At 68.2% G+C, this 13,876-nt stretch carries 12 protein-coding genes; 2 read left to right on the top strand and 10 right to left on the bottom strand.

Going from position 1 to position 13,876, the window contains the following annotated elements; translation table 11 throughout:
* Positions 1–31: 31 nt before the first annotated feature.
* From EBB59_RS04490 to pilG, 4 genes are all read right to left on the bottom strand, one after another.
* Positions 32–2,053, bottom strand: a complete 2,022-nt coding sequence (locus EBB59_RS04490) for a methyl-accepting chemotaxis protein (RefSeq protein ID WP_122100962.1) — start codon at positions 2,051–2,053, stop codon at positions 32–34.
* A 70-nt stretch (positions 2,054–2,123) separates the two neighbouring features.
* Positions 2,124–2,669, bottom strand: a complete 546-nt coding sequence (locus EBB59_RS04485; protein WP_122100961.1) for a chemotaxis protein CheW — start codon at positions 2,667–2,669, stop codon at positions 2,124–2,126.
* A 4-nt stretch (positions 2,670–2,673) separates the two neighbouring features.
* Positions 2,674–3,039 carry a response regulator gene (locus EBB59_RS04480; RefSeq protein WP_122100960.1) on the bottom strand — a complete coding sequence of 122 codons (366 nt, stop codon included), beginning with the start codon at positions 3,037–3,039 and terminating at the stop codon, positions 2,674–2,676.
* An 11-nt stretch (positions 3,040–3,050) separates the two neighbouring features.
* Positions 3,051–3,446 (bottom strand): twitching motility response regulator PilG, encoded by a 396-nt coding sequence (gene pilG / locus EBB59_RS04475; protein ID WP_122100959.1) that lies wholly within the window; start codon positions 3,444–3,446, stop codon positions 3,051–3,053.
* A 181-nt stretch (positions 3,447–3,627) separates the two neighbouring features.
* Here pilG and gshB point away from each other — a divergent pair, with 181 nt between their 5' ends.
* Positions 3,628–4,581, top strand: a complete 954-nt coding sequence (gshB, locus tag EBB59_RS04470) for a glutathione synthase (RefSeq protein WP_122100958.1) — start codon at positions 3,628–3,630, stop codon at positions 4,579–4,581.
* Complete coding sequence (locus EBB59_RS04465) at positions 4,578–5,462, top strand: energy transducer TonB (RefSeq protein WP_122100957.1); 885 nt, start codon at positions 4,578–4,580, stop codon at positions 5,460–5,462. The genes gshB and EBB59_RS04465 overlap by 4 nt, the downstream gene beginning before the upstream one ends.
* A 39-nt stretch (positions 5,463–5,501) precedes the next feature.
* On the opposite strand, the gene tsaB is transcribed toward EBB59_RS04465, so the two are convergent.
* The 6 genes from tsaB to EBB59_RS04435 all read right to left on the bottom strand — a co-directional run bounded on the left by tsaB (position 5,502) and on the right by EBB59_RS04435 (position 13,869).
* Positions 5,502–6,203 (bottom strand): tRNA (adenosine(37)-N6)-threonylcarbamoyltransferase complex dimerization subunit type 1 TsaB, encoded by a 702-nt coding sequence (tsaB, locus tag EBB59_RS04460; protein WP_122100956.1) that lies wholly within the window; start codon positions 6,201–6,203, stop codon positions 5,502–5,504.
* 312 nt (positions 6,204–6,515) lie between these two features.
* Positions 6,516–8,522 carry a DNA repair helicase YoaA gene (gene yoaA / locus EBB59_RS04455; RefSeq protein ID WP_122100955.1) on the bottom strand — a complete coding sequence of 669 codons (2,007 nt, stop codon included), beginning with the start codon at positions 8,520–8,522 and terminating at the stop codon, positions 6,516–6,518.
* 28 nt (positions 8,523–8,550) lie between these two features.
* A complete protein-coding gene (gene mrcB, locus EBB59_RS04450) occupies positions 8,551–11,001 on the bottom strand; it encodes a penicillin-binding protein 1B (RefSeq protein ID WP_122100954.1) in 2,451 nt (816 codons plus the stop codon).
* Between the two features lie 89 nt (positions 11,002–11,090).
* A complete protein-coding gene (locus tag EBB59_RS04445; protein WP_245979032.1) occupies positions 11,091–12,020 on the bottom strand; it encodes a glycosyltransferase family 2 protein in 930 nt (309 codons plus the stop codon).
* A 5-nt stretch (positions 12,021–12,025) separates the two neighbouring features.
* Entirely contained in the window at positions 12,026–13,024 is a 999-nt protein-coding gene (locus EBB59_RS04440; protein WP_245979031.1) for a glycosyltransferase family 2 protein, read from the bottom strand.
* On the bottom strand, positions 13,021–13,869 hold the full coding sequence (locus EBB59_RS04435) for an NAD-dependent epimerase/dehydratase family protein (protein WP_122100952.1): 849 nt from the start codon (positions 13,867–13,869) through the stop codon (positions 13,021–13,023). The genes EBB59_RS04440 and EBB59_RS04435 overlap by 4 nt, the downstream gene beginning before the upstream one ends.
* Between the last annotated feature and the right edge of the window lie 7 nt (positions 13,870–13,876).

Raw genomic sequence — 13,876 nt, 5'->3', positions numbered from 1 at the left:
GGACATCATCTTAGGAGCGATCCCGTCGCGGTCAGGCCGGCAACTTGAAGTCGGCAACCGAGCGACGCAGGTCGGAAGCGAGCTGCGCCAGATTGCCGATCGATTCGGCGGTGTGGTGCGCGCCCTGGGAGGTCTGCACGGTGATCGACTGGATGGTGTTCATCGCGTCGGTGATGTTGGACGCCGCGTTGGACTGCTGAGAAGCCGCCTGCGAAATGTTCCGGATAAGGCTTGCGAGGTCGCTTGACACGCGTTCGATCTCGCCCAGCGCGGTGCCCGCGTCCTCGGCCAGACGCGCGCCGCGCACCACCTCGGTGGTGGTCTGTTCCATGGAACTGACCGCTTCGATCGTATCGGACTGAATGGTCGAAACCAGACCTTCGATTCGCTTGGTCGCGTTGGAGGCGCGTTCGGCGAGGCGCTGCACTTCATCGGCCACCACCGCGAAGCCACGGCCGGCCTCGCCCGCCGACGCCGCCTGGATCGAGGCATTCAGCGCCAGGATATTGGTCTGCTCGGAAATGTCGTTAATGAGTTCCACGATTGCGCCGATTTCCTGCGAGGATTCGCCCAGGCGCTTGATGCGCTTGGAGGTTTCCTGGATTTGCCCGCGGATGCTGTCCATGCCCTGGATGGTCTGGCGCACCACGCCCGCGCCGTTCGCGGCGATTTCCACCGAGCGCTGCGCCACTTCCGCCGACTGCGCCGAGTTCTCCGAGACCTGGTTGATGGAACCGGCGATTTCGTTGATGCGGTCGGTGGCCGAACCGATCTCGGTGGCCTGGTGCTCGGCGGCCTCGGCCAGGTGCATGGCGGTAGCCTGGGTTTCCTGCGCCGAGGAGGCGACACGCACCGAGGTGTTGTTGATCGTGCCCACCAGCGAACGCAACTGTTCGACGGCGAAGTTGATCGAGTCGGCGATCGCGCCGGTCATGTCCTCGGTCACGGTGGCCTTCACGGTCAGGTCGCCCTCGGCGAGCGAACCCATTTCGTCCAGAAGGCGCATGATCGCCTCCTGGTTGCGGTTGGTCAGTTCCTCGGCCGAGGTACGACGCACTCGCTGCACACGGTATTGCGTGGAGACGAAACCGGCGATGGCCGCGAGCGCCACCAGACCGGAAGCGATCGATATCCAGATGTTGCCGATGAGATTGGTGTCCTTCAGCGACCCGGCCGCGGTGAACGCGCTGAACAGATTGCGCGAGTCCTGCAACATCGTATCGGCCTTGCCGGCGATCTCGGCCGAAGCGGCCTGGGCCTGGAGCAGCTTCGGCGAGCCGTCCTGGATCGCGTCCAGGTCCTTCTTCATGCCCTGCCAGATCTGGTTGGCTTGATTCAGCGGGCCAGCCGCGGCGGCGGCGACGCGACGCGCACCCTGGGCGTTCTCGCCGCCTTCGCGCAACCCGGTCATCACCTGCTCGAACATCAACTCATCCTGTTGCAGGCGCTGCCCGGCCAGCGTCGCGGCGCTGCCGCCGGCGCGGATTTCAGCGATGTTCCGCGCCATCGACGAAACCAGGATGGACTGGCGCATGACCAGATACTGCTGGCTGGATGGCGCCCCGGCGCTGGACATCGCACGCACCGTCTCGTCGAGCTGGGCCTGCAAGCGCGGCACGGCGTCGTTGAATCGCCCGGCATCGCCGCCCAGCCCCGTCACCACCGCTTCCGAGGCGACGATTTGCTGGGCTTTCCGCGCCAGCGGCTGCCAGGTCTTCTGAATCTGCGCGATCGACGCCGATACCGACATGTCCTGCCCGTACCTCGAATCGACCAGGGAAATGTTGCGGTCGATCTGCTCGCGCGTCGCCTTGAAACTCTTGAATGCCTCGGCGTCGCCGCCGGTAGCCTCCAGCGCCCGGCTGGCCAACTGTTGCGAAAGCACCTGTAGATCGGCCACCGCGGTATTGGCGCCACCGAGGCTGGTCGCGCGCCAGACCGACGTGACGGTGTTGGCGGCGAACACCAGGATCGCGATGATCAGGATGGTCAACCAGACGTTGGTACTGGCTTCGCGGCTCCTGCCGACCACCGAATTGTTGACTGCGCTCATCTGTTACCTCGATTTTCTACGGGTTTGTCGGGTACCGGCGACCGGCGCGCGACGGCAAGGATGGAAAGGATCAGGCGGCGGCCTGGCGGAACTCCGGGGTTCTGGACAAACGATCCAGGCTGAACACCGCCCATTCGACGCCGTCGAGCCGGTAGGCGCGATCGACGAAATAGGCGTAGCGACCGGGCGCGAGCACGCCGACCTCGATGCGGTGCTCCTCCTCGAACACGCGCTGGCCGAACAGTTCGTCTATCAGCACGCCGACGTCGCCGCCGGGCTGACGGATCACCAGCATGCGCTGGCGCTCCTGGGCCACGCTGCGTTGACCTTCGAGGAAATGCTTGAGATCGACCACCGGCAGCAAGTTGCCGCGCACGTTGGCCAGGCCACGCAGCCAGGGCTGGGCGCCCGGCAGGGAATCCACCGCCGGCGCGCCAAGGATCTCCACCACCTCGTCGAAGGCCGACACCAGCCGATGTCGGCCGACGCGCCAGGCCAGGCCGCGCCACCCCGCCGCGACACCGGCGGCCAGGGGACTGCCGGCGACGTGCGCCAAGCTGCGGCGCTCGTAATCGCGCAGCCGGTCGATTGCCGACGGGAGTGTGACGGTCGTCATCGGCTCAGGCACCCAGCACGGCGTTGATGCGCGAGATCAGATCGGCCTCGCTCGGCGGTTTGACCACGTAGTCGCGGGCGCCCTGGCGCATTCCCCAGGCCACGTCGGTCTCCATTCCCTTGGTGCTGACGATCAGCACCGGGATGCCCCGGGTCTGTTCGTCACGACTCAGGACACGGGTGGCCTGGAAGCCGTTCATGCCCGGCAGAACCACATCCATCAGCACCAGGCTGGGTTTTTCGCGACGGCATAGCTCGATGCCATCCTCGGCATTGGCCGTGGCGCTGACCTGGTGGCCGTTCTTTTCCAGCATTTGAGCCATCACCGCCGCCTCGGTTGGTGAATCCTCGATGATCAGGATATGTGCCATGCCCTCCCTCCTCAGGCAGTGACGTGGGTACGGATCGCGCCCAGCAATTCCTCACGGGTGAATGGTTTCGTCAGGTACTGCTCGGACCCCACGATGCGGCCGCGCGCCTTGTCGAACAGGCCATCCTTGGAAGACAGCATGATCACCGGCGTGCGCTTGAAAACCTGATTGTTCTTGATGAGCGCGCAGGTCTGGTAGCCATCCAGGCGCGGCATCATGATATCGACAAAGATGATGTGCGGATGCTGGTCGGCGATCTTGGCCAGCGCCTCGAAGCCGTCGTTGGCGGTGACCACCTCGCAGCCTTCGCGCTTGAGCAACGTCTCCGCGGTGCGACGAATCGTCTTCGAGTCGTCGATCACCATCACCTTCAGGCCATCGAAGCCGCTGGTGCTGCCTGCTTGCATTGATGCGTCCCCGGCTGTCACCCCACGGGCAACATTCAAACGTGAAATTTTTCATCCCTGGGCGAAACTGTCAAGCACCGATTCCGAATTCACTGCCAAAACGTGCATTCATTGCGGTCGCGGCATCGAAATACCCGCGCGAAGGCTCTACCATCGCGGCAAAGCAACCGAGGACCGGCCGATGCCGTTCGACATCGTGGTGGTGATGGACCCGATCAACGGGATCAAGGCCGCCAAGGACACCACTTTCGCCATGCTGCTGGAGGCGCGGCGGCGCGGCCACCGCTTGCACTACGTGCGTCCGAGCACGCTGGCGCTGCGCGACGGCCTGGCCATCGCGGACGCCGCCGCGCTCGAAGTCCGCGACGATGCCCGCGACTGGTTCGGCCTGGGCGAGTTCGCCCCGCTGGAATTCGGCCCAGGCCAGGCGGTGCTGATGCGCACCGACCCACCGGTGGATGCCGACTACCTTCACGACACCCAGATTCTCGGTTTCGCCCAGCGCCAGGGCGCGCTGGTGGTCAACGACCCGCAGGGGCTGCGCGACTACAACGAGAAACTGGCGGCCCTGCTGTTCCCGCAATGCTGCCCGCCGACCGTGGTCAGCCGCGATGCCGCCACGCTGAAAGCCTTCGTCCACGCCCACGGCGATGCCGTGCTGAAGCCTCTCGACGGCATGGGCGGCCGCTCGATCTTCCGGGCCGCCGCCGGCGACGCCAACCTGAACGTGATCCTGGAAACCTTGACCGCGGGCGGCCGCCATTTGGCGATGGCGCAGCGCTATCTGCCGGAAATCGTCGATGGCGACAAACGCGTGCTGCTGATCGACGGCGAGCCGGTCGAATACGCTCTAGCGCGGATTCCCCAGGGCGACGAGTTCCGCGGCAATCTGGCCGCCGGCGGCCGCGGCGAGGGCCGGCCGCTGACCGAACGCGAGCGTTGGATCGCCGCGCAGGTGGGTCCGGAGATGAAGCGGCGCGGAATGCTGTTCGTCGGCCTCGACGTGATCGGCGGCTGGATGACCGAACTCAACGTCACCAGCCCGACCGGCGTGCGCGAACTGGACCGCCAGTTCGGCCTCAACATCGCCGGCCTGCTGTTCGACGCCATCGAGAAACGTCTCACCGCCGCATGAACGCCGCCGCGCCGCCGCTGCCCGCCCCGGCCCGCTTGGGCGAACGCGACCGCCTTGGCGCGACGCTGACGCTGTCGGCGGCGCTGCATGCGCTGGTGATCCTGGGTGTCGGCTTCGTCGCCATCAAGCCGGCACAGGTCGCACCGGTGCTGGACGTCATGCTCACTGGCGCGCGCACGCCGCTGACGCCGAAGGAAGCCGAATTCCTCGCCCAGGCCAGCAACCAGGGCGGCGGCGAGCACGAAAAATCCACGCGCCCCACCGACGACCAGAGCGGCCGCCTGCCCCTGCCCGATGCCGGCATCGCCCTGCAACCGCTACAGGCGCAGAGCCCGCGCGCCACACCGGCCCCCGAGGCACGGGTGATCACCGCCGCGGACGCCCGCGACCGCGTCCCCCTGCCGCAACCACACCCCCAGGCCGAGGCCGAACCGCTGCCGCCGGGGCCGAGCAAGATCACCCGCGACATGGAAATGGCGCGGCTGGCGGCCGAAATCCATCTCAACTCGCAGCGCTACGCCAAGCGCCCGAAGCGCAGGTTCGTCTCCGCCAGCACGCGCGAATACGCTTATGCCGAATACCTGCGGCGCTGGGTCGAGCGGGTCGAGCGGATCGGCAACCTCAACTACCCGGAGGCCGCCAGGGCGCGCAATCTCGCCGGGCAGGTGGTGGTGAGCATCGGCATCCGCCGCGATGGCTCGGTGGAATCGGTGACGATCGTGGAATCCAGCCGGCAACCGATCCTCGACCAGGCCGCGCTGCGCATCGCCCGGCTCGCCCAGCCCTATCCGGCGCTGCCGAAGACCGACGAGGAGGTCGACGTGCTGAACGTGATCCGCACCTGGAACTTCAAACCGGGCGGCGAATTCATCGACGAATAGCCGCCGCGGCGGCGGCGGGCGCACGAAGGCGGCGCACGCTCATCGCCGCGATGCGCGCAGGGCGGCCTGTTCGGCCAGCGTCAGGGCGACGTTGTCGCGCAGGTAGGCGGGCTCGACGCGTTCCGGCGCGACGGCCTCGCCACGCGCGTGCGCCCGCACAGCAAGCCGGGCCAGATCGGCGGCGCGCGGCAGCGCGAGGGCATCGACCGAGGCCAGCCGCGCCGCGCACCGTGCGGCCAGCGCCCCGTGTTGCGCGGAAAATCCAGTACCGACGCCATGCCAGCCTTCCCCTTCGACCCGCACGCTCTCGGGTGCGCCGACCCGCTCCGGCGCCAACGGCCACGGCTCGCCATCGCGGACGTGGTAGGCGCACCAGTAGACCTCGCCCATGCGGGCGTCGATCGCGGCGAGTACCCGCGCGCCCTCGCCGGCGTTGGCGCGCATGGCCAGCGTGGCCAACGTGGAAATGCCGATGACCGGGCGATCCAGCGCCAGCGCCATGCCCTGCCCCAACGAGATGCCCAGACGCACGCCGGTAAACGCCCCCGGCCCGCGCCCGACCGCGACGGCATCGAGCGCGCGGCGGTCGAGACCGGCTTCGGCCAGCACCGCCTCGGCCCAGGGCAATACCAGTTCGGCATGGCGGCGCGGCGCGACTTCGAAGCGTTCGATCAACAGATCGCCGTGAACGGCGGCGACCGAACAGGCTTCGGTGGAGGTTTCGAGAGCGAGCAGGTTCATGGCGATGCGGAATATGTGCGTTGGTCGGTCTGGCGGGGAGTCATGATGCCGGTTTCGGGCGCTTCGATGCGGATTCATCGTCGCCCGACGCGGGTTGCGCGTTGCGCGCAGCGAATCGCCCCGGGCGACGCGGATACCCTGGCCCCGCCATTTGAATCATCGACAAACCATTGATTTCCAATGGAATGGGCCAAAGTTCACGGCACCCGACGCGGGCTGCCCCGCCGGTTCCGATCGACATCCGCCGGCTCGCCCATGCGGGGCGCAACCGGCCCTGGGCCAACGCACGCCCGGTCGAATCGTCGGGCGCGTTCATTCGGCCCGCGACGGGCGGGCATCCTCGCGCTCGGCGAAAAACGCCTCGACATCGCCGATCTCCCGCGTGCGCGGCATTGGTGGCAGCGAGTCGAGAAACACGCGGCCGTAGTGCTTGCCGTACAGGCGCGGGTCGCACAGCACCAGCACGCCACGGTCATCGATGGTGCGGATCAGCCGGCCCGCGCCCTGCTTGAGCGCGATCACCGCCTGCGGCAACTGTTCGTCGCGGAAGGGATTGCCGCCGCCACGGCGCACGGCTTCGAGCCGCGCCTCGAACACCGGGTCGTCGGGGGCGGCGAACGGCAATTTGTCGATGACCACCACCGACAGCGCGTCGCCGGCCACGTCCACGCCCTCGCGGAAACTGGCGGCGCCAAGCAGGACGCCGTTGCCGGAATCGCGGAAGCGCTGTAACAACTGCGCGCGCGCGGCCTCGCCCTGCACGAACAGCGGCCATGGCGCGTCCGCGCGCGCGCGCAGGAGCCGCGCCGCCTCGCGCAACGCGCGGTGCGAGGCGAAGAGTACGAAGGCACGGCCGCGCGAAGCCCGCAGCACCGGCAATACCGCCTCGACCACCGCATCGGTGAAGCCGAAGGCGGAAGGTTCCGGCATCCGCTTCGGCAAGTAACACAGCGCTTGCTTCGGCCAGTCGAACGGGCCGGGCTCCAGCCGCGTTTCCGGCGCCCACAGGCCAAGCCGCTTCGAGACGTGGACGAATCCGCCCCCCACCGCCAGCGTGGCCGAAGTGAATATCCACGCCGCGCGTGATTGCTCGCGGTGGCGGCGCAACGGGCCGGACACGTCCAAGGGCGTGCACTGGAGGCGGAAGCCCTTGGGCGTCAGCTCGTACCAGTAGACGTTGTCGCGGCCGGGATCGGGGCTGCGCTCGTCGAGCGGCGCCTCGTCCTCGTTTTCCTCCCGGTTCCAGGCTTCGCGCCAGCGCGACAGCCGCGCTTCGGCCTCGACCGCGCGGGCATGCCCCGTTTCGAGGCCGGGGCCGGTTTCGCGCCACGGGCCGAGCGCTCCGATCAGCGCGAGCAGGGCGTCGGACAGCGCATCGAACGCGCTCACCACCGCTTCGTCCTCCAGCGCGCGGGTGCGGGTGCCACGGATCGGCAGATTCTCCATCGCCGCGCGCAGGTAGCGGGTGATGTGTTCCAGTTGCTGCGCCGGCGCTTGCAGGGCGGAAAGCGCGGCGGGCACGGCGCGACACTCGTGAATAACGTCGCGCGCCAGCTCCACCAGGAGCCGCGCGCCCAACCCTTCACCGAAGAACTGCGCGGCCAGCTCCGGCAACTGGTGAGCTTCGTCGACGACGAAGGTCTGCGCGCCGGGCAGTATCTCGCCGAAGCCTTCCTGCTTCAGCGCCAGATCCGCCAGCAGCAGGTGGTGGTTGACCACCACCACGTCCGCCACCTGGGCGCGCTGCCGGGCCTGCACCACGAAGCACTCGCCCCAAAACGGGCACTCGTTGCCGAGACAGTTCTCGTTGGTGGAGGTGACCGCCGGGAACACCGGCGAGTCCTCGGGCATACCTTCCATCTCGGCCAGATCGCCGAAGCGGGTGCGCCCGCTCCAGGCGACGATGCGCTGGAACTGCGAGATCTGTTCCTTCGATGCGAAGCGCGGCTCTCCCTCGGTCTGCCGCATGCGGTAGCGGCAGAGGTAGTTGGCCCGCCCCTTGAGCAATGCCGACTTATGGCCGATGCCGAGCGCCTCGCGCACGCGCGGCAGGTCGCGGTGATAGAGCTGGTCCTGCAACGCGCGGGTGCCGGTGCTGATGATGGTCTTGCGCCCGGAGAGCAGCGCCGGCACCAGATAGGCATAAGTCTTGCCGGTGCCGGTGCCGGCTTCGGCCAGCAAGGTGCCGGTCTCGACGATGGCCTCGGCGATCGCGCCGGCCAGCCGCTGCTGGGCCTCGCGCGGGACGAAGCCGGGGATGCCCGTGGCCAGCGCGCCCGCGTCACCAAGCGCCCCGAGGGTGCGATCGGGCAGGCTCATCGGGACGCGCGCGCCTTCGCCATCGCCCTCATCGCGAGGGCGGCGGCGCGCTCGCCGGTTCCGGCGCCCGCGAACGGCGACCGATGCCGAAGAACTCGCGCCAGCCACCGCCGCGGGACTCGCTTTCGGCCGGCGGCTCGGCCGGTTCTATCGGGTTGCCGAATTCGTCCAGCAACGGCGGCGGCTCCATGGCGCAGGGCTGCCAGGCCGGCGCATAGCCACTGACGAAGGCGAAACGGCGCGCCCCGGGGCAACTGGCGTCGGTGGCGCCGCTGCCGCTGACCCACTGCCAGTCCAGCCCTTCGTCCCCTACTTCCAGCGCCCGGCTGGGCAGCTTGGAGAAGATGCCCGACCACACCCGCATCGCGCCGGTGGAGCCATAAAGACCAGTCGGCTTGTTGTCATCGTTGCCGACCCAGATCACCGCCAGATGATCGCCGGTCCAGCCGGCGAACCAACTGTCGCGGCTGTCGTTGGAGGTGCCGGTCTTGCCGGCCGGCTTCAGCCGGCCCAGGCCATCGGCCACCAGTTGCCGGGCGGTGCCCGAGGACACCGCCTGCTGCAATGCGATGGTGATGAGGCGGGAAGCCACCGCATCGCCCTTCTGCGCCGGCGCCGGGGCCTTGTCGTAACGGTTCAGCGCCCGGCCCTTGGGATCAAGCACGCCACGCACCGCGTGCAGCGGCTGCACCTCGCCGCCGGAGGCGAGGAACTGGTAGAGCTGCGCCATCGCATAGGGGCTCTGGTCCATCGCGCCGAGCAGCAACGAGGGATTGCTCTGCGGCTCGATGCCGGCCAGCGTGCGGATCAGCTCGGCGACGCGCTCGGGGCCGACCTCCATGCCGACCCGCACCGTGGCCAGGTTGTAGCTCTGCGCCAGCGCGTCGATCATCCGCACCGTGCCATGGCTGCGCCCATCGGCATTGCCCGGCGCCCAGCGCCGACCATTGCCGAGGCGGATGGTCAGCGGCGAGTCGTCGATATAGCTCGCCAGCGACCACTTGCCCGGCTGCGCCAGCGCCAGCATGTAGACGAAGGGCTTGATGATCGAACCCACCGGCCGCCGCGCCTCCAGCGCGCGGTTGAAGCCGGGATTGGCGAAATCCTTGCTGCCGACCGCGGCCACCACCTGCCCGGTCTGGACGTCGGTGATGACCAGACCGGCCTCAAGCGGCACCTTGCGGCGCTGGCCCAGCGATTTCATCGTCCGCGTCACCGCGCCCTCGGCATAGCCCTGAGCCGCGGGCGACATCGCCGTCATCACCGCCAGGCCGGCGCCTTGCAACGAATCGGCCGGGTAATCGCGCACCAACTGGCGGCGCACCAGGTCGACATAGGCGGGGAAGCGGTTCGGCGCCGCGCCGCCCGGCTCCTTGCTGACGCCAAGCGGTGCGTTGACCGCGGTATCGTGCTCAGCCTGGGTGATGACGTTGTTTTCGCGCATCTTCCCCAACACGAAATCGCGGCGCTCCTTGGCGCGCCCGGGGTTGCGCCGCGGATCGTAGTAGGACGGGCCATTGACGATGGCGATCAGAAGCGCGATCTGCTCGGTGGTCAACTGGTCGAGGCTGCGGTTGAACCAGAATTCCGAGGCCGAGGACACCCCGTGGATCGCCTGCGAGCCGCGCTGCCCCCAATAGACCTGATTGAAATAGGTTTCCAGGATGGTGCGCTTGTCGTAGCGCGCCTCCAGGATCAGCGCGTAGAGAATTTCCTTGAACTTGCGCGCCGGCGTCACTTCCTTGCCGATGTCGAGCAGGCCGCTGCGCGCCACCTGCTGGGTCAGCGTGCTGCCGCCCTGCAAGCTCTTGCCGCCGGAACGCAGCGATACCCAGACGGCGCGGATCATGCCGGTCGGATCGATGCCGTGGTGGCGGGCGAAATCGCGGTCCTCCACCGCCTGCAAGCCGGTGATGAGCTTTTCCGGCACTTCGTTCAACTGGACGAGCCGGCGCTCTTCCTGGTTCCGCCCGTACAAAGTGGCGATGCGGGCGGGATCGAGCCGCGCCGCCTTGAGCGCAGCACCCTCGGCCTTCCGCACCGAGGCCACCCGCCCGCCGGACAGCCCGACGCTGATCCGCTGTGGCGCGATGCGGCCCTCGACATCGAAATAACCCCGGCTGGAGATGGTGAAACCGCTCCCCTGGCGGGCGTAGGTGCCGGGCTTGGCGCCCTCACCGTCCTCGCGGTAGGCGGCTGCATCCAGTTCGGTCTTGAGCGTGGCCGCGTCCAGGGCGATGCCCGGTTCCAGTTGCAGCGGCCGCGCATAGACGCGGGTCGGCAACTGCCACTGCAACTGGCCGAAACGCTGGCTGACCTGATGATTCAGATACAGCGTGTAGGGCACGAGGAAGCCCAACCCGATGCCGACCACGCCCAGCCCAAGCACCAGCAGGCGGCGCAGCCAGGGCGAGCGCGGAGACGCCTCCTCGTCGATATCGCCTTCGTGGTCGGGATCGTCGTAATCGTATTTGGCCATGCAGGATCGCCGGGGTCTGGCCTCGGACATGGGGAAAGTGGCGGGAGTCTACCCGTTATGCCCATTACCGGCACCGAAAGGCCGCGCGTTTACGCGGCATCGCGCGGGCCGGCGCGCCCGCGCAGGCCATCGCGGATGCCCGCCAGCATCGCCGCGCAATTGCGGCCACGCGGCGCGACCAACGCCGAGAATCTCAACAGTTTGAAGATCGCCCGCGGGATGTCCTGGCCAATCCATACGCCCGGCGTGGTCGGCCGGCGATAGAGCAGCACGCGGTTGCGCATCATGTAATACAACCTGACCGGTGAATGCACGAAGCTGCTGCCGAACGCCAAACGGCGGATGCCATCGCCGATGCGGTGCCCCATTTCCGCGTTTCCCGCGCCGAAGCAGGAGAAACCGGCCGCCCGGGCCCGGAAACACCATTCCAGATCCACGCTGTCGATGAACAGCGAAGCATCCATGTCCCCCACCTCGTCGAGCACGCCGATGGGGATCAGGCTGCCCGAGGTGATCAGGAAGTCGCAGGCCAGGGGCACGGCCTCGCGCGTCACGATCTTGCGGTTGAGCGGAAAGCCGACCCGCACGAACGGCGCGCTGTCGCCATTGCGCACGTCCACCGCGCGCGGCCCGACGGCCGCCACCTTCGCGCTGGACGAAGCGACCCGCCAGGCTTCCAGCAGGCGCACCAGCATGTCCGTGGCCGGCAGGCTGTCCTGATCCATCAGCAGCACCGCATCCGCCTCGCAAGTGCGCGCCCAGGCGATTCCCTGGTTGAGCGCGGCCCCGACTCCCAGGTTCTCCGCATTGACGATCAAATCGGCCTCGAATCGCAGCGCCAACGCCCGCAAGCCCGCCACCGCGGCATCGCCCGAGCCGTTGTCGACCAGCACCATCGCGCCGAGCTGCGGCCGCAGCCGCTCAAGCAGTTCGGTCAGAACGGGGAGATCGGGGCGATAAGTCACCGCTACGGCCACTACCCGGCCCGCGTCGATCCGCCCCGCGATGTGGCCAGGCAAGCGCATCACCCCATACCCAATACATCGGCCAATGCCGATCGCCAGCCGGAGCCAAAGCACCGGTAACGGCCACTGCGCCACTCGGCCGCCACCCAAGGCAGGCGCCGCCGGATCGAAGCCGGCGTCCCGGCGCGCGCGCGCGCATGCGCCAACCGCTCGGAAATCGCCATTTGTCGTATCGCGGCGGGCGCGTCCGCCGCCTGCCGCCCCAGGTGCGCCAGCAACGCCTCTTGCCGCAGTACCTGCCGTCGCAGGTAACCATGGCGATCCACGCCCAGACCAAGCCAGCGTTGCCACCGTGGACGCGCAGTCACACCGATCTGGTTGCCGCCATGCTGCCGGTAGTCGATGACCACCGATTCGAGCGTATCGACCTCGCCATGCAAGGCGGCCTGGATCGCGATCCATTCGTCGTGGGCCCAGTGCTCGGCGAAGGGCAGCGCATGCCGCAACACGCGGCGACGAAATGCCATCGTCGCCCCGGTCACGATGTTGCGCCTCAGCAAGACATCGAAACCCCGGCCTTCGTGCATCGCCGCGCGCTCCGCCTTGGACAGCCCGAGCAGACCCAGCAGATTTCCGCCCAGATCGACGCCATCGGCATCCACCAGCCGCGCGTCCGCGTGGAGGAGATCGAGCGAATGGCGGGTGGCGAACTGCGCGCGCATCCACCCGATCTTGTCGGGATGCCAGATGTCGTCTTGATCGCAGGTAAACAGCAACTCCGCGTCCACCCGCTGAAGGGCCTGTTCGAAATGGCGCACATAGCCGAGATTGACCGGGTTGCGATGCAAAACCACCGCGCAACCGGCGGTGTGACGATCCTCGGCGAATGCCTGAAGCAATGCCCAACTGTCGTCCTCGGAAGCGTCATCGGAGAGGACGTAGACATCGGGCTGCACGGTCTGTGCGCGCAGGCTGGACAGTTGCTCGGGCAGATAGCGTTCGCCGTGCCAGGTGCAAAGCACCACGGCTGTCGTCGGCAGGGTCATGCCATCGCTCACGGCCGCGCAACCCAGCAGCCGGCATCGGGCCGGAACGGTCGCGGCACGAACCCAAGTACCGATTGCAACTGGGTGTTGTCGGCCACCAGATCCGCCTCCAGGCGAGAGGCCGGGCCGCGCCAGCCGGGCAAGACACGCGCGAAAAGCCCCGGCAATGCCGAAGGCACCGGCAGCGGCAGGCTGGCGACCGGCAGGCTGCGTCGCACACGCCGCCACATCCGTTTCCCACGCAATCGCTCGCCACCGCCGATCTCGATGATCCTGCCCTCCGCTTCGCGGCGATGCAGGGCGCGCCAGGCGGCCTCGGCCACATCGCAAGCATGCACCGGCTGGCGCAGCCCGCCGGCCAGGGGATAGGGAAACAGCCGGGTACGCATCGCACGGTGCGCGAACGGGGTAAGGTTACGGTCGCGTCCCACGCCATAGATCATGGTCGGCCGCAGGATCGTCCAGCCGATGCCGAGGCGCGCGCAGGCCACCATCAGCGCCGCCTCGGCTTCTCGCAACTCCGCCGACAGGCGACGGTCTTCCGCCACCGGCGAATCGCGCTTGCTGATCGCGCTCATCGAGCTGGTCGCCACCAGGCGGGCGAACGGCGCCGCCGCAAGCCGCGACAGCGCATCAGCCAAGGCCCGCATCGGACCGAAACTCACCATGGCGTCCTGCGGCGGCAACGCCGGCCATCCCGCATCCAGGTCGGCCCGGAGCCACGTCTCGTCGCCCTGGGCGGGACGCGCCTGGCGGCTGAGCGCGGTGAGCGAGAGCCGCTCTTCCGCCAATCGCTCACGCAGCGCCCAGCCAAGCTGGCTGGAGGCGCCGGAAACCACGAGACGGAACGCTTCCAATCGAGAC

This window comes from Solilutibacter pythonis, from assembly GCF_003697345.1.
Classification (GTDB): Bacteria; Pseudomonadota; Gammaproteobacteria; order Xanthomonadales; family Xanthomonadaceae; genus Solilutibacter; species Solilutibacter pythonis.
Note: the sequence above shows the minus strand (reverse complement) of the source record. Positions and strands in the feature narration are given on the sequence as shown.